The sequence below is a fragment of the Sphingomonas azotifigens NBRC 15497 genome (genome assembly GCF_002091475.1).
GTDB lineage: Bacteria > Pseudomonadota > Alphaproteobacteria > Sphingomonadales > Sphingomonadaceae > Sphingomonas > Sphingomonas azotifigens.
This window is the reverse complement of the sequence record NZ_BCTR01000006.1, coordinates 48,021-70,719: the sequence shown is the minus strand read 5'-3', so window position 1 is coordinate 70,719 and position 22,699 is coordinate 48,021. Positions and strand designations below refer to the sequence as shown.

Below are 22,699 nucleotides of genomic sequence, written 5' to 3'. Positions count from 1 at the left end.
TCCCTTATTCGGCCGGGAAGGCGGTGGTGGGACGCTGCTCGATGCCCGGCGCGGCGGCGACCGCCGGGCCCTTCAGCGCGGCATGCAGAGCCGCCGCATCGAGCTGGCCTTCCCAGCGGGAAACGACGATCGTCGCGACCGCATTGCCGATGAAGTTGGTAAGGCTCCGGCATTCGCTCATGAACCGGTCGACGCCGAGGATCAGCGCCATGCCGGCCACCGGCACGCTCGGCACGATCGACAAGGTCGCTGCCAGCGTGATGAACCCCGCGCCGGTGACGCCCGCCGCCCCCTTGGACGACAGCATCGCCACACCGAGCAGCAGCACCTGCTGCTCCAGCGATAGGTGCACGCCGGTAGCCTGCGCGATGAACAGCGCCGCCAGCGTCATATAGATGTTGGTACCGTCGAGATTGAAGGAATAGCCGGTCGGGACGACGAGGCCGACGATCGTCTTCGGGCAGCCGGCACGCTCCATCTTGTCGATCAGCGCCGGCAGCGCGCTTTCGGACGACGAGGTGCCGAGCACCAGCAGCAATTCCGTCTTGAGATAGGCGATCAGCCGGAAGATCGAAAAGCCCGCCAGCGCCGAAACCGCGCCGAGCACCACGACCACGAACAGTGCCGAGGTGAGGTAGAAGGTGCCGAGCAGCATCGCCAGGTTGGCGAGCGTGCCGACGCCATATTTGCCGATGGTGAAGGCCATTGCGCCGAACGCGCCGATCGGGGCCGCCTTCATCAGGATCCCGACGACCTTGAACATCGCCAGCGACACGTCCTCCAGTGCCGCGACGATGCGGGTGCTGCGATCCCCGAGCAGCGCGAGGCCGATACCGAACAGGATCGCGACGAACAGCGTCTGCAGGATGTTGCCCTCGGTGATCGCCGACACGAAGGTGTCCGGGATGATGCCGAGGAGGAAGCCGGTGATCGTGGTATCGTGCGCCTTGGCGGTATATTGCGCGACCTTGCCGGCATTGAGCGTCGCCGGATCGATGTTAAGCCCCGCCCCGGGCTCCACGACATTGCCGACCACCAGGCCTACGACCAGCGCGAGCGACGAGAAGAACAGGAAATAGGCGAACGCCTTGCCCGCGACCCGGCCGACCGCGCGCAGATCGCGCATGCCGGCGATGCCGGTGACGATGGTGAGGAAGATCACCGGCGCGATGATCATCTTGACCAGCTTGATGAAGCCGTCGCCCAGCGGCTTGAGCGCCTCGCCGGTTGCCGGCGCGAAATGCCCGATCAGCACGCCGGCGACGATCGCCGCCAGCACCTGGACGTAGAGATGGCCATACCAGGCCCCAGCCTTGGTGGGCGGTGCAGTTCCGGCGCCGGATTCGATGATGCGTGCCATGATATTCCTCTCCCCGCTCCGGCTGCATTGCCGGTAGCGTCTCACGCCTCGCTTTTCGCTCGTCCTTCAGCGCGGTCAAAATATTGACCCCTCCCCATTATATCTATGTTTTTCAGATTCTTATGAAATCCGCAGGCAGACCGATGGCTAAAATCTGACACAGCGCGCGGGCGAGATGTGCCAAAATTTGCACATCCCGGTGCAGCGGCGATAGGCTGCGGCATGGCCGATGATTCGCTGCACAACTGGCGCTTTTGGGCGATCACTGCGCTGATCGCCGTCGCAGCCGGGATCGGCGCGGGCTGGCTCAGCGGCGAACGCACGCGGCAGGCCGTGGCGGCGACGGCCGCGACCGGCGCGCAGCTTCGCGCGACGCTTCTCGACAGCGAGATGGCGCGGTTCCGGCTATTGCCCCTGGCGCTGGAGGACGACCGCGACGTGGCAACGGCGCTGGCCGGTGGCAGCGCCGCGCCGCTCGACCGCAAGCTGGAGTCGCTCGCGCAGACGACGGGCGCGGCAGCGATCTATCTGATCGCGCCGGGCGGGGTCACGCTCGCGTCGAGCAACTGGCGCTCGCCGCGCAGCTTCGTCGGCTCGGACTATCGCTTCCGTCGCTATTTCCGGGAGGCGCGCAGCCGGGGCGAGGCCAGCCAATATGCGCTCGGCACGGTCAGCGGCCATTCCGGCCTGTATCTTTCCCGACGAACGCGGCTGGGCGGCGTGCTCGTCGTGAAGCTGGAATTCGATGCGATCGAAGCAGCATGGCGGCGCGCGGGCGGCGATACCTTCGTCAGCGACACGGCCGGGCTGGTGCTGATATCGAGCAACCCGCGCTGGCGTTTCGCGGCGGCGCGTCCGATCCTGCCGGCCACGCTCGCCCGGCTTCGGCAGGAGGCCGCGCTTCCGGCCAGCGTCGCGCCGGGCCAGCTTCCGCCCGCGGGTGCCGAGATGGTCGAAGCCTCGGTTGCGACGAGCCAGCCCGGCTGGTCCCTGTCGCTGCGTCGGCCGGTGGCGGAGGCGGTGCGGGTCGCGCAGCGCACTGCAGGGTTTGCGGCGTTGTTCGCGGTCCTTGCGCTCGCCGCGCTGCTCTGGGGCCTGCGCCAGCGCGCGATCCTGATGCGCCGACGCACCTCGGAACTCGAAGCGGCGGTGACGGAGCGCACCGCCGCGCTGCGACGCGAGATCGAAGAGCGCGCGGCCATCGAAACCCGCGCGGCCGAATTGCGCGAAGGCCTGCGCCAGGCCAACCGTCTCGCCACGCTCGGGCAGGTGACCGCCAGCGTCGCCCATGAAACCGCCCAGCCGGTGGCCGCGATCCGCACCTATGCCGAGAACAGCATGGTGTTGCTGGAACGTGCGTCGATCAGCCAGGTGCAAGCCAATCTGGAGGCGATCCGCCGCCTGAGCGACCGGATCGGTGCAGTCACCGCGCAGCTGCGGGGCTTCTCCCGCCGGCAGCCCGGTGTCATTCGCCCCTTGCCGCTGGGGGACGCGCTGGACGGCGCCCTGCTCATCCTGAAGGAACAGTTGCGCCCCATCCATCTCGTCCGGCCCGCGCTCGATCCGGCGCTGCTGGTGCTCGGCGGGCGCGTGCGGCTGGAGCAGGTGTTCGTCAACCTCCTCCAGAACGCAGCCGAGGCGTTGTCCGGGCGCCCGGACCCGACGGTCACGATCACCGTGAACGCGGACGCGGATCGGGTCCGGGTCCGCATCGCCGACAACGGCCCCGGCATCGCGCCGGACATCGCCGCAAGGCTGTTTACCCCGTTCGCCACCAGCCGCAGCAACGGCCTGGGACTGGGCCTGGTGATCGCCAGCGACATCATGACCGACCTTGGCGGCAGCTTGCGCTGGTGCCCCGACGAGGCCGGCGCCTGTTTCGAACTGGAGTTGCAGCGGGCATGACGGTGACGATCGCCCTGGTCGACGACGATCGCGATTTCCGCGCGGCGCTGGCCCAGGCGCTGGAACTCGCCGGGCACAGCGTGCAGCCGTTCGTCGACGCGGCCAGTGCGCTTGCCGCGATCGATGCCGGCTTCCCGGGCGTGGTGGTGACCGATGTCCGCATGCCAGGCATGTCCGGGATCGACTTGTTCCACCAGCTCCGTGCGATCGACCCCGAGCTGCCGGTGATCCTGATGACCGGGCATGGCGACGTCGCGATGGCGGTGGATGCGATCAAGGCGGGCGCCTGGGATTTTCTCACCAAGCCCTTCCCCGGTGAGGCGCTTGCCGCCGCGTTGCAGCGGGCCGGCACCGCGCGGGCGCTGGCGCTGGAAAACCGGCGACTCCGCGCCGCCGCGAACGCGGCAGACATCGCGCTGGTCGGCGAGGCGCCTGTCATCCGTCGCCTGCGCGAGATGATCCCAATGCTGGCCGAGACCGCCCTCGACCTGGTGCTCGAAGGCGCGACCGGCACGGGCAAGGAGCTGTTCGCCCGACTGCTGCACCGTGCCGGCCGGCGCGGCCGCCATCGCTTTCAGCTGCTCGATTGCGCGACGGTGCCGCTGACGATCGTCGAACGCGAGCTGTTCGGCCGGGGTGGCATCGTTGCGCGGGCCGATCGCGGCACCTTGTTCCTCGATCACCTCGATCTGGCGCCGGCCGAGCTCCACCACCGGCTCGCCCAGTTCGCCGAGGCACGCACCGTGGCGACCGATCAGCGCGATCCCGATCCGGTCGACATCCGCATCATTGCCGCGATCGACGATGGCGCGGCCACCCGCCTGCCGCCGGGGCTGTATCATCGGCTCGCGGGCGTTTCGCTCCGATTGCCGACGCTGGCGGAGCGCACAGACGACATACCTTTGCTGTTTGCGCACCTCGCCGCGCAGGCGGCGGAGCGCCATCGCCGACCGCTCCCCGCCCTGTCCGAAGCGGCGCATGCCGCGGCAGCGCGCGCCTGGCCCGGCAATGTGCGCGAGCTGGAGCGCGCCGCCGAACGTTTCGTTCTCGGCCTGGACGCACCGGCCGGGCCGTCCCCCGTCGATGCGCAAACACTGACCGAGCGACTGGATGCCTATGAGCGCATGTTGATCCTGGAAGCCATTTCCGCGTCGAACGGCGAGATCAACGCTGCCATCACCGCGCTCGGCCTGCCGCGCAAGACCTTTTATTATCGCGTCAAGCGACTGGGCATCAATCTGCGCGAGGCGCGCGGACGATGATGTCATCAACATCTATATTGCGTTGGCGGTACATCTTGCACGATTCTTAATGGATATTTTCGATATTACTTGACATCCCCCGCATCCATCGACAGCATCTTCTCGCTGCTTTCGGAAAATTCCAGCACGGCTGAACAAAATCTATCAATGCCTGGCGGATGCCGCGCCCAGGCTACACCCGGGCGATCGATGCGTGGATCGGTAACAGCGCAGCGCCGAGCGCGGAGCCAGCACCGCCCAGCTGCGAAATCTCGATATCGAACCGTCCCCGCTCGCTATCCGCGATATGGTCGCCCCAGGCGAGCGCGCTGCCGTTCAGCCGGGCGGCGAGGCCGTGCATGATCGTCGCGGGCAAGGGGCTCATCAGCCGAATCGCCCCCGGATCGAACCACGCCAGCGCCGCGTTGATCGTGGGCAGGAGTTGATCGGCCGCGCGCTCCATCCAGCTATCGATCACCGACTCGTAACCGGCGATCGCCTCGGCGAAATCGGCCAGCGACTGGACCGCGCAGCCTGCCGCCTGCAGCGTGGCGATGAGGTCGAGCGTCGTCGGGCGCGGACGGTGGCCGGGGTAGAACATGCCGATCTCCCCCGCCCCGCCGCATTCACCGCGCATCAGCCGCCCGTCATGGACGATCCCGGCGCCAATGCCATGCCCGAGCAGGATCACCACGGCGGTGGTGCAGCGACCGATCAGCCCGCCCAGATAGAATTCCGCCAGCGCCGCCGCGGTCGCATCGTTTTCGACCCATATCGGCAGGCGCAGCGCCTCCTCGAAGATCGTGCGCAGAGATGCTTCCTTCCAGCCCGGCAGGTTGTGGACGACGTGCCAGCGATTGCCGTCGCGCGACAGCGCTGGCCCAGGCACGCTGAAGCCGACGCCGTAGAGCCGGCTGCCCAGCAGACGATGCTCGATCGCCAGATCATGGATGCGCCGGTCGACATGCCGGGCGAAGCGGTGCGGATCGATCGGCGCGATCTTCTCGGCGGTCAGCGACACCACGCCGCCGGCATAATCGACCAGCGCGATCTCCAGCAGCCCGGCATGGATCGCCAGCCCGACCGAATAGCCGCCGGCCGGCGAGATGCGCAGCGGCACCGTCGGGCGACCACGCCCCGCCAGCGCCTCGGCCGGCAGTTCCTCGATCAGCCCTTGGGCGAGCAACCCCTTGGTGAGCTTGGAAATACCGCTATTGCTAAGCTGCAAGGTCTCCGCCAGCGCCGAACGCGGGCGGGGTCCGCGCGTGCGCAGCTGCCAGAGCAACCTTTTCTCTTCGTCGAGCAGGTTCGGCGGCGGGTATCTCATCCTCGGTAGCGAATAGCAGGCCGCCCGACGCGCTGCGATTTATTTCTTCAGAAATAAATAAATCTGTCATCGCCGCCGCCCATCGGCGCCCCAGTCGATAAGAACCAACGGGGAAGCCACCAATGAAAACGTTCCATCTCGCCGCGGGCTGCGCGGCGATCGCGCTGTGTGCGCTCACCACGCCCGCCTTCGCCCAGGCGGCCGATACGCCTGCCGCCGATCCGGCCCAGGCCGACGACGCCGCTGGCGCCGGCACGGACATCATCGTCACCGGCTCGGCCCGCGCACAGCGCCGCTTCGACGTGTCCTACGCGATCAACTCGCTGAGCCAGGCCGACGTCCAGAAGATCGCGCCGAAGAGCTTCGCCGATCTGCTCGGTACCGTGCCCGGTATCCAGGTCGAGGCGACCGGCGGTGAGGTGCAGAACATCACCCGCATCCGCGGCATCCCCACCGATCGCGGCTATCTGATCTTCCAGCAGGACGGCCTGCCGCTCTATCACGAGATCGACGGCGTCTTCTTCAACTCCGGCGAAGGCATGAACCGCTATGATCTGATGACCGAGCGGGTCGAGATCGTGCGCGGCGGCCCGGCGCCGATCTACGCCAGCAGCGCGGCGGCGATCGCCAACAACATCACCGTCTCGGGTGGTCCGGTCGCGCGCGGCAAGGCGCAGCTCACGCTCGGCGATACCGGCCTCTACCGGCTCGACGCGATGCAGTCCGGCCCGATCAGCGACAACACCTTCTTCGCGATTGGCGGCTTCCTGCGCCAGCATGACGGCTATCGCTATGCCGGTTTCCCCAGCGACAAGGGCGGCCAGATCCGCGCCAACATCAAGCGCCAGCTGAGCAACGGCACGCTCAAGGTATCGGCCGAATATGTCAACGACCATAACGTCTTCTACCTGCCAATCCCGACCAACGATCCGCGCAACCCGTCGGTCTCGCTCAACCAGTATATCGACTATTTCGAGGGCACGCTGAACTCGCCGTCGCTGCGCAACGTCAACATCAAGTATCGGGACGGCGCCGGCAACGTGCAGAGCATGCAGCGCGACCTCGCCAATGGCCGCTACATGCGCTTCTTCAACGCGGCGCTGGATTACGAGGCCGATTTCAGCGGCTGGCAGGTTTCCGCGAAGATCGGCGGGACCAAGGGCAAGGCGAGCTTCGACGCCTTCTACTCCACCACCAACCCGGCCGACGCCAACAGCTTCGCCGCGGGCTATCTGAGCGCCGCGCGCACCGCGTTCGGGCCGAACGTCGCGCGGCTCGGCTATGCCTTTGCGGGCACGGGCGGCGCCTCGGTCTATGATCCGTCGACCGCCTCGGGCCTGGTCATGTCGGGCCAGTATCGCGCCTCGGAATCGAGCTTCTACTCGGTGCAGGGCGATCTGAGCGTCACCCGCAAGTTCGAGACCGGCCTCGGCACGCATGACCTGCGCGTCGGCCTGTACAGCAGCTTCTACGGCAACACCCTGCTCCAGGCCTATGACGACATGCTGATCGAAGTGCGCAGCCAGCCGCGCACGCTGGACCTGGTTGCTTATTCGGCAACGGGCCAGGTGCTGGGCTCGGTCACCCAGAACGGGGTGCTGCGCTACACCACCACGCTCGCCCAGGGCAAAGCCGATGCCCAGATGATCGCCTTCTACGCCAACGACACCTGGGACATCACCCGCGGCCTGCGCGTCGATGCCGGCATCCGCACCGAGCGCTACGACTATAAGGGCTATGCGCTGCCGACGACCCAGGTCAATCTGGGCGACGCCACCACGCTGGCCGACGACACCACCCGCGCCTTTACCGGCCAGGTGCTCGACCAGCGGCGCAAGCCCAAGGCGACCAACTGGACGGTCGGCATCAACTACGACCTGAACGGCCATTTCGGCGCCTATGGTCGTATCTCCAACCTGGAAGTGCCGCCCCAGATGGGCGTGGTGAGCAGCATCAATCCGACGATCCTCAAGACCAAGGCCCGCCAGTACGAAATCGGCCTCAAGGCCAGCTTCGGCCCCAACTATCTCTACGCCACCGGCTTCTACACCAAGTTCAACCCGTTCAACGCCTCCTTCGCGGCGTTCAACCCGGTGACCGGCCGCAACGACCAGACGCTGCCGTTCATCGGCGAGGCCTCGGTCAAGGGTGTCGAGGTCGATGGCCGGGTGGTGCCGATCCGCTGGTTCTCGCTCGATGGCTCGGTGACCTGGCAGAAGCCGGAATATGCCAATCTCCAGAACAGCTCGGGTGCCGATCCCAGCGCGGTGAACGGCAACCAGATCATCCGCGAGGCCAAGTTCTTCGGCAATCTGCGCCCGAGCTTCGATTTCGACCTGGGCGACAAGAAGGTCTCGATCTTCGGCCGTTTCGAATGGGTCGGCCGCCGCTATGTCGACCTGTTCAACCGCACCGCGATGCCGGGCTACCAGACGACCGGCGCGGGCGCGTCGCTCGATTGGGGCGCCTGGCGGGTCCAGGTGGTCGGCGACAATCTGTTCGATGCGCACGGTCTGACCGAGGGCAATACCCGCACCGACCAGTTCGCCGGCCAGGGTACCTCGCAGGCGATCTATGGCCGCCCGCTGTTCGGCCGCAACTTCCGCCTCATCGTCAGCCGCAGCTGGTGATGCGGCCCCTCGTCTTCGCCGCCGCGCTCGCCGCAACGGCCCTCGCTTCCCCGGCTTCGGCCGGGGAGGTTGGCGACGGGGTAATGGCGGCACTGTCGGCACGGCTGTTCCCGATGCTCGACGCCGCCGGGCACGATCCGGCGGCGCTCGAGCGCCTCGCCCGCGCGCCCGGCATGGCAGCGGTGCTGCAGGCCCGCCGCGACCGCCACGCCGCCTGCGCGCAGGATCTGCCCTGCCGCGCCCAGGCGCTGCTGTGGAACGATAGCGAGGCGGAAACCCTGCGCCGCGCGGTCGCGGCGCTTCCCGGCCTGCCCGTGGCCGATGACGGCGCCGCCGCACAGGCAGACCGCGAGATCGCCGGCATCAACCAGATCCTGCGTCTCTATGCGCTGGGGGTAAAGCCCGCCAACCCGATCGACGGCCCCGGCCCGGTAACGCCGCAGGACCAGCAGGCGCGCCTCCAGGCCGCCGACTGGATCGCGGGCACGCCGCGCGCCGGATCGGCCCAGCCGCTCGATCCCAGCATCGACTATGCGCTGGCCCTGCTCGATGTGAGCGACCGCACCGATGCGATCGGCCATGAACCGCTTGCCGGCGGCGCCAATGCCGCCGCGACGGCACGGGCAAAGACGCTCGACTGGAAGCGCTATCGCTACAGCGCGATGATCGTCACCGGCGTCGGCCCAGAGATCGAGGGCGAGCCGCTCAGCCCATTCGGGAAATACCATCTGCGCCTCGCCGCGCAGCATTTCGCGCGCGGCGATATCGCCTTCCTCCTCCTCACCGGCGGCCGCGCCCACCCCCGCGCGACGCCGTTCACCGAGGCGGACGAGATGCGCAAGGCGCTGATCACCCGCTACGGCATTCCCGCGGACGCGATCCTCAGCGAGCCCTATGCCCGCCACACCACCACCAATTTGCGCAACGCCAGCCGTCTGCTCGCGCGGATCGGCGCGCCGCTGGCGCAGGAGACGGTGATCATCTGCAACCCGCTGCAGAGCGCCTATATCGAAAGCCCGCGCTTCACCGATCGCAACGCCGCCGAACTCGGCTACCAGCCCGGTACCGTGATTCGCCGCATATCGCCCACCGAACTGGTTTTCCGCCCGTCGCGCGCTTCCGAGCGCGTCGACCCGCGCGATCCGCTCGATCCCTGAAAGGAACCGCGATGCGCCGCTTTGCCCTCGCCGCCGCCCTCACGCTCTGCCCCGCCGCCGCCCATGCCTGGGGCGGCACTGCGCATGCGGTGATCGATCGCGCCGCGATCCAGGCCATTCCCGATGGCGGCCCGGTGTTCCTGCGCCGCTATGTCGACTATATCGCCGCCTCTGCATCGCTGCCGGACAGCTGGCGCGGCGATGCCGAGGGCTTTTCGAAGATCGAGGAGGACCCCAACCATGGCTGGTTCCGCGAGCAGTTCACCTTCCTCAAGCCGATCCCGCGCTCGCGCTATGCGTTCGTGATCGCGCTCTACAAGCACTATGAGACGATCAAGGACAGCGACCCCGCCACCGCGGCGCGCACCAATGTCCGCTGGACTGGCACGCTACCCTATGCGGCGATGGAAGCCTATCAGCGGCTGATCGTTTGCATGCGCTATGTCCGTAAGGCGCAGGCGAGCGGCGGCGACACCTCCGTGCCCGAGCAGCATTGCGCGTTTCAGGCAATCCGACTCGGCCATTATATCGGCGACGGATCGCAGCCGCTGCACGATTCGGTGAACTCCGATGGCTGGCTCGGCGCCAATCCCAACAACTATACCCGCGACCGCACCATCCACAGCCGGTTCGAGAGCAGCTTCGTCGACGGCATGGGGCTCACCGCAGCGGACATCGCCCCCCGCATCGGCGCACCCGAACACCAGCAGGGGGACATGTTCGATGCGGTGCTCGGCTTTCTGGACCGGTCGGGTGACCGGATGGAGTATGTCTACCAGCTCGAAAAGCGCGACGGCTTCAGCAACTTCGCCGACAAGGACGTGCGCGGCCTGGTCTATGAACGGACGGCGGCCGGTGCGGCGATGCTGCGCGACATGCTGTGCCGCGCCTGGGCCGAAAGCGCGCTGCCGCCGGCCAAGGTCACGCCCTCGCCGCTCGATTTCACCAACCCACGCTTCGATCCGGAGACCGGCTCGGCCCCGGCCTGACGCCGGCGCAAGGCGCGCAGCAGCCGTGCATGGCGGCCATGGTCGAGCGTGAAGCGGCGCAGCAGCAGCATGGCGAGCAGCGCCCCCACCATCGGCAGGCCCAGCCCCAGGCCCAGCATGCCGAGGCGCACCCCGGTCGGCTGGGCGGCGCCGGGCACATAGCCGAGCGCATTCAGGGTCCAGCCGATCGTCGCGGTGGAGGCCGCCCCGCTCGCCTTCACCAGCACCAGGTAATAGGCGAACAGTCCCGTCTCGAACCGGCGCCCATGCCGCCACTCGACGACGTCGACCGCGTCGGCGAGCAGTCCCCAGGGCAGCATGAACACGCTGGCAAAGCCGAATCCGATCAGCGCAGCGCCGGCCAGCTGCCAAACCGGCCACGCCAGGCACAGGCCGAACAGAACGAGGCCCGCGGCGCTGACCGCATGTCCCGCCGCAAGCAATCGGCTCTTGCTGAACCGATGGGTGAGCGCGGTCCAGGTGAGCACCCCGGCTAGCTGACCGGCGGTCATCGCCGTCAGCAGCAGCGTGACCGCCCCCGGGCGATCGAGCACATAGCTGCCGAGATAGATCAGCATCCGGCCGAAAGCTGGCATCGCAAAGCCGGTGATCAGCGCGAGCGCCCCCAGGCCCAGCACCATCGGGTCGCGCAGCGGCACGGCGATGCCGTCGCCGTGCAATCCCCGATCCTCGCCGTGACCGTCGCGCGCACCGGAGGCCCAGACGCACAGCAACATCGTCGCGGCGAAGGCGCAGCCTGCGCCGATGCCGGTCAACGCCAGCGCACCGAAGTGCCTTGCATGGCCCGCCTGCTGCACCAGCGGCGTCAGGATAGCAGCGATCGCCAGCGCGCTCGCGGTGCTGAACAGGAGACGATAGCCGGAGACGCGCCCGCGCGCGCGGCTGTCGCTGGTGACCTGCGCCATCAGCGCATTGTGCGGCACGTCGACCAGCGCATAGGCACCGCGGAACACGAGGGTCGCCGCTGCCAGCATCCAGCCGCGATGCAGGCCCAGCGCCGGCATCGCATAGATCAGCGCGAACGCCGCCCCGCAGGGAAGCGCGGCAAAGGCAACCGTCCAGCGATAGCCGCGCCCCGCTGCCCGCCAGTGCAGGACGAGGCGGGCCGCCAGCAGATCGAATACCAGATCGCCGAGGATCGCGAACAGCATCAGGCCGGCTGCCTGGGCACCGCTCAGCCCCAATATGTCGGTCAGCAGAAACAGGATGGTCAGGTCGGCGCCGCTGAAGACCAGCGCCTTGCCGAAATTGCCGGAAGCATAGGCCAGCATCCGGCTCTCTACGGCCATGTGTGCGATCGGAGCATCTTTCAACCAATTGGCGGCGAGGGCGTCCTCGCCAGCGTCGCAAGGCACCGTCTACCGGCCGATGATGTCAGTTTGGCGAACCAGCCGGCGCGCGAAAGGGTGAACGGACAATTATCATCGGCAAGCGCTCGAACCATGCCGCGCCCTGAAAGCGTGTCACCGTAACGCGACGGTGAAACGTTCATGTTTGTCGAGAGCTGCCGGACAAGCGTGCGACGATCGTTCCTGCAGCAAAGACTCAATCCGCACCAGCGGCTATTCAGCCCCACACCACGCAAGCAGCGCCGCCCGCAAATTTGCGTTGTTTGCGCTCAAGAGCGCCCTAGCCTCGTCCACATCTGCCCCGGATGCGATCAAAACCCCCGTCTTGATGTCATGGTCGCCGCGCTCGAGGGCTGCCCCTGCCGCACCGAGATCGACCTGGGCCAGATCCGCCACCATGCGCTGCGCGCGGATCCGCAATTTCGCGTTCGACACGCGCATGTTCACCATCCGCCCGCGATAGATCAGACCCATCCGCAGCATGATCGCGGTCGACAAGAGGTTCAGGATCGCTTTCTGGGCGGTCCCGGCCTTCATGCGAGTTGAGCCTGCGACGATCTCCGGCCCCGTGTCCGCGACCAGCGGATGCTCCACCGCGTCCAGCAGCGGCGTGGCGGGATTGTTGGCGATGCCGATCGTCAGCGCGCCGCTGGCCCGCGCCGCCTGCAGTGCGGCGACGGTGAACGGCGTGCGGCCGCTCGCCGCGAGGCCGAACACCACGTCCGCCGGCGCCAGCTGCGCGTCGCGGCTGGCCTGTGCACCCGCTTCCGCATCGTCCTCGGCACCTTCCACGGCTTCGGTAAGCGCGCGCAGTCCGCCGGCCATCAGGAAATGGACCCGCGCCGGCAGCCAGTTGAAGGTCGGATAGAGCTCGACGCCGTCCTGCACCGCGATCCGGCCGGACGTGCCCGCGCCGACATAGACCAGGCGCCCCGTGCTCCCGAGCCGCGCCGCTGCCGCTTCCGCCGCTGCGGCGATCGCGCCGGTCAACGGCCGTACGCTGGCGATCGCCGCGAGTTGGCCTTCCACCATCGCCTCGATCGCGGAGGCGGTGGGCCATTGGTCGAGGTCTTCGTAACGGGGATCGATCGCTTCGGTCGCCATGAGTCTGCGTCCTTATCCGTGGGCAGCAGCGGTGGGGGAGCGCGGCGCGATGCATATCAGGAAGGCGACGAGCGTCCCGATGCAGAGCTGGAACGGGAACGCCAGCGCGCTCAGCACGCCCGGCAACCCGATCGCCTGCGCGATGGCCGGCTGGAGCAGCGCGACGGTGCCGAACCCGGCGAGCAGCGCGGCGATGACCGAGCCGGTCGTGCCCCGGGCGGTGAATACCGCCGCGAAATAGACGCCGAGCAGCCCTGCATAGGCGAACACCATTACCTGCAGCGCGAACTCCAGCAGCCCCATGTTGGAATGGTGCTGCCAGAAATAGGAGGCCACCGCCATGGCGAGCATCGCCAGCCCGATCACCGCCATCCCCGCCCGCCCGGCCACGACATAATGCCGGTCCGAGGGACTGCCGCGCTTCTCGCGCCACGGGCGATAGAAATCCTCGATCAGCACCGACGACATCGCGTTGAGCGCCGAGTTGGTCGTCGCCACCGCCGCCGCGGTGATGCCGACGGTGACCAGCCCGCGCAGCCCGGGCGGCACCTGGGTGAGGATATAGTGCATGAACACACTGATCTTCTCGCCGCCGAAATGCTGCCCCGCCTCCGCGGTCGCCCCCCGCATCAGGTCCGGCCGATCGTAGAACACGTAGAGCAGCAGCCCGATGGTGACGAACAGCGCGACCACCGGCACCGTCGCCAGCACCGAGAAATAGAGGCCGCGCGCGCCGGTCCGTGCGTCGCGGCAGGCGAGCAGACGCTGCGTCATGTCCTGGTCCATCCCGGCCGAGGCGGTGTGGAGCAGCGCGACCCCGGTGACGATCGCGAGCAGCGAGAAGGGCTTGTCCAGGCTGGTCGACAGATCGAACAGCCGCAGCTTGTTGATGCCCTCGGGCGTGTGCGCCAGACCCTGGAGGATTTCCGCGTTGGAGGCGGGGATCGACAGCCGCAGGAACACCAGCACCGCGATCGCCGATCCCAGATAGATCACGAACTGTACCAGATCGTTCCACAGCACCGAGCGCAGGCCGCCGACAAAGGTGAACAGGAAGCTGGCGGCAACGAGCGCGGCGGCGGCGAACAGGATGCTGGTGGCGCTGACCGTCATCGTCGCGACCATCGCGATGGCGATCGCGGCGAGATAGATGCGCGCGCCCCCCGCGAAGACGCGACCGACCAGGAACATGCCGCCCGCCCAGCGGGTCGCGCGCATGCTGAAGCGCTGGGTGAGCAGTTCATAGGCGGTGGTGACGCGCGCGGCATAGAAGCGCGGGATCAGCACCCGCGCGACGAAGACCGCCCCCAGCAGCACGCCCAGGTTGGAGGCGACATAGCTGAAGTCGCCGCGATAGCCGTAGTCGGGCGCGCCGAGAAACGTCGCGGCCGATTGCGTGGCGGACAGGACCGACACCGCCGCCAGCCAGGCCGGCACCGTGCCGCCGGCGAGGAAATAGTCGCGCGCGTTCTCAGTATGACGCGGCATGAACACCCAGCCGCCGATCACCAGGATCGCGACATAGGCGGCGATCACGATCCAGTCGGCCAGGGTGAAGGAAAGAGCCATCATCGTCGCAATCCATGCCCGAGGGGTGCCCGCGCCCCTCGCAGCCTCCGCTCCCCCAACGGGTCGCACATCTTTCCAAGGCCTGTAAAGCTGCGCCCATGGCCGACCGTTATGGCCGCCCGCCATGGTGGAATGGGTCGCACACAACCGCCATGCTATGGCTGGGAGGATGGAGCGCATGAAGATCCGCGCGGCGCGAACGGGCCTTTTTCGAAGCGCGCTGCTGCTGGCGTGGCTGGCAGCCGGCACCGCACAGGCCAACGCGGCGCCCGCCGCCTGCCCGATGCTGCGCAACCAGCCCGCCGCGCGCCCGGACACGCGCTTCGAGGCGATCGACGCGGCAGTTCGGAGCGGTGTCGGAACGCTCTATCCTGGCGCGGTCCTGCTCGTCACCGATAGGGGACGGATCGTCCACCGTGTCGCCTTCGGCCATGCCCAGACGCTGGCTTCGGCCCCCAATGGCTCCTTGCGGCCGCTCGCCTCGCCACGCCTGATGACCGTCGGCACACCCTTTGACATGGCCTCGATCACCAAGATCGAGGCGACGACCGCGGCGATCCTCCAGCTGGTCGGCAGCGGGCGGCTGTCGCTCGACGACCGGCTCGGCGCGCTGCTGCCGGGCTTCGAAGGCACCGACAAGGCGGCGATCACCGTCCGGCAGTTGCTCATGCACCGTGCCGGCCTGTGGGAATGGCAGCCGACCTGGCTGCACCGCGATGCATCCGGGGCGGTGCTGCCCTATCTCGCGGCGCTGCCGCTGCGCTATCCGGTGGGTACGCGCTACGCCTATTCCGATCTCGGTTTCATGCTGCTCGGCGCGATCGTCGCGCAGCGTAGCGGCATGCCGCTCGATCGCTATGTGCGCGAGCGGCTCTACCGACCGCTCGGCATGCGCGACACCGGCTTCCGCCCTGCCCCCGCGCTGCGCCGGATCGCCGCCGCTACATCGGAAGGCGACGGCTACCAGCGGCGCATGGCGGAGACCGGCAAGCCCTACCCTGCCGCCCCCTTCCCGCCCGCGCAGCCGTTTACCGGCTATCGCACTCATATGCTGGTCGGCGAGGTGAACGATGCCAACGCCGCGCTCGGCTGGAACGAGGTCTCCGGCCATGCCGGGTTGTTCTCGACCGCTACCGACCTTGCCCGCTATGCGCAGGCGCTGCTCAACGGCGGCTGCTATGGCCGCTGGCGCCTCGCCCCCGCCGCCACGGTCGCCACGTTCGAGCAGACACCGTTCGACGCCGATCAGGCGCTCGGCTTCCACAAAACGCAGCTCACCGGCATCGCCGCGTCCTTCTACGGCCACACGGGCTTTACCGGCACCTGGTTCGCCTTCTCGCCACAGCTGGAAATGAGCGTGGTGCTGCTCACCAACCGGCTTCACCGGCCGGACGGCGAACCCTATCCCGCGCTCGACGCGCTGCGCGAGACGGTGCTGCGGGGTGCGGTGGCAGCGGTGCATGCGAGCCGGAACAAGGAGACCCCATGACGCTGAACCTGGGCGTGATCGAAGGCTTTTTCGGCAAGCCGTGGAGCTGGGCGGACCGTACGACCGTCCTGCACACGCTGGCCGGCGCCGGCTACCGCTTCTACCATTACGGCCCCAAGGCCGACCCGTTCCTGCGCCGCCGCTGGCGCGAGCCGCATCCGCCCGAGCAGTTCGCCGCGCTCGCCGCCTTCGCCGCCGAGTGCCGGGCGCGCGGCGTCCGCTTCGGCGTGGCGCTGACGCCGGTCGGCAGCACCCACCCGTTCGGCGAGGAATCGCGCGCCGCGCTGAAGCAGAAGCTACGCCAGCTCGATACGCTGGGCCTCGACGATCTCGCCATCCTGTTCGACGATCTTCCCGCCGAACTGCCCGACCTCGCCCGCGGCCAGGCCGAGCTCGTCGATTTCTGCGCGAACAACAGCCGCGCCACCCAGGTGTTCTTCTGCCCGAGCTTCTATTCGGACGATCCGATCCTCGAGCGCGCCTGGGGCAAGCGCCCGCCGGCCTATCTGCCCGAGCTGGGGCGCTATCTCGATCGCGCGGTGCGGGTCTACTGGACCGGCGAGGAAGTCGTCTCGCGTGAAATCGGCGTCGCCCATCTCGAACGGGTGCAGCACGAACTCGGCCGCAAGGTCTGCCTGTGGGACAATTATCCGGTCAATGACGGCGTCCGCATGTCGCAATATCTGCATCTGCGTGCCTTCACCGGCCGGCCCGCGGCAATCCGCCACCATGTCAGCGGCCATGCGATCAACCCGGCCTCGCAGCCGATCCTGTCGTGCATCCCGGCGCTGACGCTCGCTGCCAGCTACCGCGAGGGCGAGCGTTATGCCTATGGCACGGCGTTCCTCGATGCGGCGACCAAGGTGCTGGGCAGCGAGCTCGCGACCATTCTCCGCCGCGACATCCTGCCGCTGCAGGATACCGGGCTCGACAATCTCGGACCCCGCTTCGCCGAGTTGCGCACGCGCTATGGCGCGATCGACCATCCGGCGGCGCGCGAGATCACCGATTGGCTGGACGGCCGCTTCCGCACCACGCTGGAAGAAGTGCAGACGCAGTAGCGGAGGACCGGAGTGACGCAATTCTACCTCGGCGTGGATGCAGGCGGCAGCAACTGTCGCTGCCGCCTGACCGATGCGCGCGGCCGCGTGCTCGCCACCGCCCAAGCCGGCCCGGCGCACGCCGTGCTCGGACTGGAGGCGCTCTACGCCACGCTGCGCGATGTGACCGACGCGACGATCGCGGCGTCGGGGCTCGGCGCGGCGCAGGTCGCGGAGATCCATGCGGCGATGGGGATAGCCGGCATCTCGCGCCCCGGCGTGCGCGCGGCGCTGGAGGAGGTGGCATTTCCCTTCGCCTCCACCGTGTTCGATACCGACGCCGCCATCGCCAATCTGGGTGCGCACGGCGGCGGCGACGGCGCGGTGCTGATCCTCGGCACCGGCAGCGTGGCGCAAGTCCAGCTGCGTGGGGAGCGCTTCCGCATCGGCGGCTATGGCTTTCCCATCTCGGACGAAGGCAGCGGCGCGGCGCTCGGCCTGAGCGCGATGCGCCACGCGCTGCGCGCGCTGGACGGGCGGACCCGCGCGACGCCGCTGAGCACCGCGGTTACCGAACGCTTCGGTCACGACACCGCGCGCGCCATCGCCTGGATGGACCAGGCAACCCCGCGCGATTACGGCAGCTTCGCGCCGCTGGTGATGGACTATGCCGAGGCGGACGACGCCATCGCCCGCTCGATCGTCGAGGATGCGGCCGGGCATATCGAGCGGTTCATCGAAACCATCTTCGAACGCGGTGCTACCCGCTGCGCGCTGCTCGGCGGCCTTGCACCGAAGATGCGGCCGTGGCTGCGCGCCCGCACCGTTGCCCGCCTCAGCGAGCCGCTGGGGGACGCGCTGAGCGGGGCGCTCTATCTCGCGGGCCTGCCCGCCCAATCGCAGGAAACCCAGCCATGATCGCCCGCCGCCAGTTCCTCACCGCCGCCGGCGCCGCCGCGCTGGCACCCGCCACAAAGCCGGTGGTGCAGGCGCTGCCCGCGCCCGCCCCCCGGCCGCTCGCCTCCAACGCCCTCGCGCTACTGCGTGGCTGATCCGCCGAGGGTGCGGGCGAGGAACGCGTCGGTCGCGGCATAGGCCGCCAGCCAGCTCTGGTAGCGGAAGAATTCGTGCCGCTCGTCGGGCAGCATCAGCGTTTCCAGCGGCACGCGCCGCGCGGTTAGCGCCTCAGCCAGCCGCACCGACTGGGCGAAATCGACATTGCGATCGTCATCGCCATGGACCAGCAGCACTGGCGAGCGCCAGCGATCCAGCGCCGCCGCCGGGGAGGATTGCCACGCCGTCTCGCGCCAGCGGACCTGCATGTCGGGCGGCAGCATCGGCGGCGGTGTACGGACCAGATCATGGACGCCGTGCAGATCCACCCCGGCGGCGAAGGTGCCGCTGTCGCGCGCCAGCCCCAGCGCGGTCAGATAGCCGCCCCAGCTGCCGCCCCACAGCCCGATGCGCCGGGCGTCGACATCCTCCCGCGCTGCCAGCCAGCGCGCAGCGGCCAGCACGTCGCGATATTCGCTGGCGCCCTCGCGCCCCGTTTCCGCCGCCTCGCGAAAGGCGCGGCCATAGCCGGTACCGCTGCGATAGTTGATCGCCAGCACGTCGAAACCGTCCATCGCGAGATGCTGGTTGAGCAGATAGGCGCTAGCGTAATAGGGCATCAGGTGGAAGGCAGGCAGCATCTGCCGCCGCGGGCCGCCGTGCAGGAAGATCAGCGCCGGATGCCGGCCCTTCCCACGCGCCCGGAACAAGGTGGCATGGACGATAACGCCGTCCTCGGCAGTGAAGCGCACCGGCTCGGGCAGGACAAACTCCGCGGTCTCGGCGGGTGCGCCGCCGGTGGCCAGCGGCATCAGCCCACCCCCGAGGGGGACCAGCGCGACATGCGGCGGCGTGCGCACGCCGCTCGCCACCAGGGCCAGCGCGTCGCCCGCGACGGTCGGAAAGCCCTCGATCCCGTCGCCGGCCGTCACTTGCTGCGCGCTGCCGCCGGCGAGCGCCCTCCGCCAGAGGTGCCGCCGCTCCAGATCGCCCTGGTTGCCGGCGTAGAGGAGCGTGCGGCGATCGGCGGACAGGGTAAAATTCTCCACCTCGGCCGCGCCCGGTGTCAGGTCGATCGCCGCGCCGCCGCGCGCCGGCACCGCCAGCACATGCACCCAGCCGCTCGCTTCCGAGGGGAAGAGCAACCGGTCGTCCGCGCTCCAGAACAGATTGGCGGTGCGGGTGCCGTAATAGCTCCCGCCCTCCCCAGGCGCGGCACGCCAGGCGGTGTGGGCGGCGCCCGTTGCCAGATCGACGACGCGCACGCTCCAATAGGCGGCCTCGGTGCCGGTCGCGCCGTAGGGCGGCGTGGTGGTGCGGACAAAGGCGATCGCGCCGCCATCGGGCGAGAAGATCGGCGACACGTCCTGCGTCATCGCCGGATCGGGATAGGTCAGCGTGCCGCTCGCCAGATCGAACAGCGCGACCAAGCCATGGTCGCCGCGCCGGCTGACGAACAGCAGCCGCTTGCCGTCCGGCGACCAGGACAGGTCCTCGATCGCGCCCGGCAGTTGCGCCAGCTTCGTCGTCGCGCCCTCCGACACCGGCGCGAGCAGCAGCGCCCCGCCTGAGACGAACGCCAGGCGGCTGCCATCGGGCGAGAAGACCGGTGCATGGCCCTCCCCCAGCGAGCGCGGGGCTGCTCCGACGGTGGTGGCGCGAACCCACACCGTCTCGCTGCCGCCACCCGGCGCATGGGCGCTGTTGGGCGGGGTCAGATCGGGGAACTCCGCGTCGCCGCCTTGCGTCCAGGCGATCCGCGCACCGTCGCGGCTGAGCGCCAGGCTGTGGAGGTCGATACCGTCATCCGCGGCGCGGTCGGTCAGCCGACGCGGTTGCTCCCCAGGGGCCGGCAAAAGCCAGATGTTGCGGACGCCGGCGCGCATCTCCACCCAGGCAAACACGGGCCGTTCGCTGGCCCCGACCAGCCCCACTGTCACCGGCAGCGCAAGCAGCCGGGCGATGGCCGGGCGATGATCGGGGGCAGCCGGTGCGCCGCCGGCGGTCAGCAGCGCGACCCCCAGCAGCAGCGCGGGTCGCAGGAGCAGGCGAGCAGGAGCGGCGCGTCTCGACATGCCCGAACTATGCGCGGGCCGTCGCGGCGCGACCAGATACCTGGGGGCTATGGCCTGCCTATCGGCAGGTTATGCACCCGCACTCAATTGGCCGCGGCGATCGCCACCAGCGCCGCGTCGATCGCCGCGGTGGCGCTCGCCCCACCCGGCATGTCGTTGGCATAGGCCGCGAAGGTCAGCGTGCGCCCGCTCGCCGCGATCATCGTGCCGGCGAGCGCATTGGCCGCGTTGAGCGTGCCGGTCTTCGCGAACAGCCGCCCGGCCAGCGGGGTGCCGACGAAACGGCGCGCGAGCGTCCCGTCGGTGGCACCGACCGGGAAGGTGGCGCGCCATGCCGCGCCCCAGGGCTGGGTCTCGGCCCAGCGCAGCAGCGTCACCGTCGCGCGCGGCGTCACCCGATTGTAGCTAGACATGCCCGCGCCATCGGCAAAGTCGTAGTTCGTGCGAGCGATACCCGCACGCGCGAGCAGCGCATCGACGGCCGCATGACCATCGGCGACCGAGCCGCTCGCCCCCAGCCGGCGCAGCAGAAGCTCGGCATGGAGGTTCTGGCTCGTCTTGTTGGTCTGGCGCAGATCCTCGACCAGCGGCGGCGGGGTCAGGGCGGCCAGCACCGGCACGGCAGCCACTGCCGGGGCAGGCGCACCGCCGCGCTGGGCCGGGTCGTCGGCAGCGGTCAACGGCCGGTGACGCACCGTGATCCGCCCCATGACCTTCACCCCCGCCGCCCGCAACAGCTGCGCGAACCGCCACGCCGCCCGGTGCGCCGGATCCTCGACCCCCATCGTCAGCACGATCGGCGCATGGCCCACGGCGATGCTGCCGGTCAGGCGGACCACGTCGCTGCCCGGCCTGCGCTCGGCCGAGAGCGTCCGCGGGCTGCCCGACTCCCCGGTCGTCGCGGCATTGTCGATCCGGTAATAGCCATCGCCGAGAACCTGCGGCGGCGCCCCCGGTGCAGCGGGCGCCACGCTCAGCGTCGCGACATTGTCGTCCGACGTCAGCGCCGAGATGCCGGTGCCATAGGGGCTGTCCATGTTGTTCCAGCTCATCCCCAGCGGCCAGCGCTCGTCGGGAAAGGCCGTGTCATCGCCGACCACGTCGCGCACCACCCGTGTCTTGCCCGCCACCGCCGCCGCGAGATCCGCGAGGCAATCGACGCGGCACTCGGGCGCCGACGAGAGGCGCGCATCGCCGTGCCCCGCCAGCACCACGGTCGGCGTGTCTCGGCCCTCCAGCCGCACGGTCGCGCCGCCCGCCGCGTCCGGTGCCGCAACGTTCAGCGTGGCAAAGGCCGCGGCGGTGGTGAACAGCTTGGTGTTGGAGGCCGGGACGAAGCGTTCGTCGGGTCGCAGGGCAACGATTTCACGACCTTGCGCATCGACCACCACCAGGCCGATCCGCGTCCCCTGCGGCGCATTGGCCAGCGCTTCCGCCACCGCCGGCGGCAGCGGGGCATCGGCTGGCGCGGCCGCCAGAAGCAAGGGCAGCATCAGGCTCCACATCATCGACGCTCGATCTCTTCGCTCAACAGGGTCAGGAACTCGGCGGCCAGCGCCGAGGGCGGGCGGTCGAGCAGGTGGATGGCGTGGACGTCGAAGGTGATCGACGGGCGCAGCGGCCGCATCGCCAGCCCTGGCACCATCGAGGCGGCGGCAGTGAAGTTGTCGACGATCGCCAGCCCCACGCCCGCGCGGACCAGTGCGGCGGCGATGTAGAAGGTCCGCGCAACCACCACCTCGTCCAGATCGACGCCGAGCCGGTCGATCTCCTCGGACAGCAGCTTGCCGATGGGGCCGCTCCCCTTCAGCGAGATCAGCGGCCGCCCGGTGAGCTGCGACAGTTCCAGCCGCGGCGGCGCGTCCGGCATGTCGCGCTCGCGGTACAGCACCATCAGCTCGCCCTCGCCCAGCCAGCTATGGGTGAGCGCGACGCCGCGCGGCGGCTCGCTGGCAATCGCGATGTCGCTTTCGCGCTCGTAGAGCTTGCGCAGCAGATCGTCGTGATGCACCGTCTGCAGGTCGAAGCGGACATTGGGCCGCCGCACCAGGAAGCGCGACACCGCGTCCGGCAGCACCCCCAGCCCGAGGCTGGGCAGTGCCGAAATGCGCAGCGTCGTGCCCGCGCCCATCCGCAGGTTGCGCCCCGCCTCGCGCAGCGCGCGCACCCGCTCCTGGATGTCGGCGACATCGGCGAACAGGGCATGGGCGTCCTCGGTGGGCAGCAGGCGGCCGTTGGAGCGCTGGAACAGCTCGAACCCCAACAGGCTCTCGGCATGGCGGAGCGTCTTCGAGACCGAGGGCTGCGATACGTTGAGCGCTCGGGCGGCGGCGGAGACCGATCCGTTGACGTACACGGCGTGGAAAATCTCGATATGGCGCAGGTTCATG

The 22,699-nt window shown here is 69.0% G+C and carries 16 protein-coding genes; 8 read left to right on the top strand and 8 right to left on the bottom strand.

Translation table 11 applies throughout. From position 1 onward, the window contains the following. Positions 1 to 4: 4 nt before the first annotated feature. Positions 5 to 1,360, bottom strand: coding sequence for a dicarboxylate/amino acid:cation symporter (locus SAZ01S_RS03205; protein WP_084579993.1), 1,356 nt, complete (start codon positions 1,358 to 1,360; stop codon positions 5 to 7). Positions 1,361 to 1,582: 222 nt separating this feature from the next. On the opposite strand from SAZ01S_RS03205, the gene SAZ01S_RS03200 reads away from it, so the two are divergent. Beyond that, entirely contained in the window at positions 1,583 to 3,265 is a 1,683-nt protein-coding gene (locus tag SAZ01S_RS03200) for a sensor histidine kinase (RefSeq protein WP_084579991.1), read from the top strand. Then, complete coding sequence (locus SAZ01S_RS03195; RefSeq protein WP_084579989.1) at positions 3,262 to 4,527, top strand: sigma-54-dependent transcriptional regulator; 1,266 nt, start codon at positions 3,262 to 3,264, stop codon at positions 4,525 to 4,527. The genes SAZ01S_RS03200 and SAZ01S_RS03195 overlap by 4 nt, the downstream gene beginning before the upstream one ends. Before the next feature lie 172 nt (positions 4,528 to 4,699). Here the strand turns inward: SAZ01S_RS03195 and SAZ01S_RS03190 are convergent, their stop codons facing one another. Next, entirely contained in the window at positions 4,700 to 5,791 is a 1,092-nt protein-coding gene (locus SAZ01S_RS03190) for an ROK family transcriptional regulator (protein ID WP_245824552.1), read from the bottom strand. A 164-nt stretch (positions 5,792 to 5,955) separates the two neighbouring features. Here SAZ01S_RS03190 and SAZ01S_RS03185 point away from each other — a divergent pair, with 164 nt between their 5' ends. Both SAZ01S_RS03185 and SAZ01S_RS03180 read left to right on the top strand, forming a co-directional pair. Further along, a complete protein-coding gene (locus tag SAZ01S_RS03185; protein ID WP_084579985.1) occupies positions 5,956 to 8,463 on the top strand; it encodes a TonB-dependent receptor in 2,508 nt (835 codons plus the stop codon). Then, positions 8,463 to 9,620, top strand: coding sequence for a YdcF family protein (locus tag SAZ01S_RS03180; protein ID WP_084579983.1), 1,158 nt, complete (start codon positions 8,463 to 8,465; stop codon positions 9,618 to 9,620). The genes SAZ01S_RS03185 and SAZ01S_RS03180 overlap by 1 nt, the downstream gene beginning before the upstream one ends. Positions 9,621 to 10,455: 835 nt before the next feature. Here SAZ01S_RS03180 and SAZ01S_RS03175 read toward each other — a convergent pair. The 3 genes from SAZ01S_RS03175 to SAZ01S_RS03165 form a co-directional block, all read right to left on the bottom strand. Then, positions 10,456 to 11,919 carry an MFS transporter gene (locus SAZ01S_RS03175; RefSeq protein ID WP_439951210.1) on the bottom strand — a complete coding sequence of 488 codons (1,464 nt, stop codon included), beginning with the start codon at positions 11,917 to 11,919 and terminating at the stop codon, positions 10,456 to 10,458. Between the two features lie 273 nt (positions 11,920 to 12,192). Next, the gene (locus SAZ01S_RS03170; protein WP_084579979.1) at positions 12,193 to 13,083 is read right to left on the bottom strand and encodes an N-acetylmuramic acid 6-phosphate etherase; all 891 of its coding nucleotides are present in this window, start codon (positions 13,081 to 13,083) and stop codon (positions 12,193 to 12,195) included. Positions 13,084 to 13,095: 12 nt separating this feature from the next. Further along, entirely contained in the window at positions 13,096 to 14,655 is a 1,560-nt protein-coding gene (locus tag SAZ01S_RS03165; protein WP_245824548.1) for a sodium:solute symporter, read from the bottom strand. A 175-nt stretch (positions 14,656 to 14,830) separates the two neighbouring features. On the opposite strand from SAZ01S_RS03165, the gene SAZ01S_RS03160 reads away from it, so the two are divergent. The 4 genes from SAZ01S_RS03160 to SAZ01S_RS23930 are packed head-to-tail and all read left to right on the top strand — an operon-like array spanning position 14,831 to position 18,233. Further along, a complete protein-coding gene (locus tag SAZ01S_RS03160) occupies positions 14,831 to 16,141 on the top strand; it encodes a serine hydrolase domain-containing protein (protein WP_139809912.1) in 1,311 nt (436 codons plus the stop codon). After that, positions 16,138 to 17,202: a beta-N-acetylglucosaminidase domain-containing protein gene (locus SAZ01S_RS03155; protein ID WP_084579975.1), complete on the top strand. Its 1,065-nt coding sequence runs from the start codon at positions 16,138 to 16,140 to the stop codon at positions 17,200 to 17,202. The genes SAZ01S_RS03160 and SAZ01S_RS03155 overlap by 4 nt, the downstream gene beginning before the upstream one ends. A 12-nt stretch (positions 17,203 to 17,214) precedes the next feature. Continuing rightward, positions 17,215 to 18,099 (top strand): glucosamine kinase nucleotide-binding domain-containing protein, encoded by an 885-nt coding sequence (locus SAZ01S_RS03150; protein WP_084579973.1) that lies wholly within the window; start codon positions 17,215 to 17,217, stop codon positions 18,097 to 18,099. Next, a complete protein-coding gene (locus SAZ01S_RS23930; protein WP_167693054.1) occupies positions 18,096 to 18,233 on the top strand; it encodes a hypothetical protein in 138 nt (45 codons plus the stop codon). Before SAZ01S_RS03150 ends, SAZ01S_RS23930 begins: the two co-directional genes overlap by 4 nt. On the opposite strand, the gene SAZ01S_RS03145 is transcribed toward SAZ01S_RS23930, so the two are convergent. From SAZ01S_RS03145 to SAZ01S_RS03135, 3 genes are all read right to left on the bottom strand, one after another. After that, entirely contained in the window at positions 18,219 to 20,309 is a 2,091-nt protein-coding gene (locus SAZ01S_RS03145; protein WP_084579972.1) for a S9 family peptidase, read from the bottom strand. The genes SAZ01S_RS23930 and SAZ01S_RS03145 overlap by 15 nt on opposite strands. Positions 20,310 to 20,392: 83 nt before the next feature. Continuing rightward, complete coding sequence (gene dacB, locus SAZ01S_RS03140; RefSeq protein WP_245824546.1) at positions 20,393 to 21,802, bottom strand: D-alanyl-D-alanine carboxypeptidase/D-alanyl-D-alanine endopeptidase; 1,410 nt, start codon at positions 21,800 to 21,802, stop codon at positions 20,393 to 20,395. An 11-nt stretch (positions 21,803 to 21,813) separates the two neighbouring features. Further along, entirely contained in the window at positions 21,814 to 22,698 is an 885-nt protein-coding gene (locus tag SAZ01S_RS03135) for a LysR family transcriptional regulator (protein WP_084579968.1), read from the bottom strand. Position 22,699 lies beyond the last annotated feature (1 nt).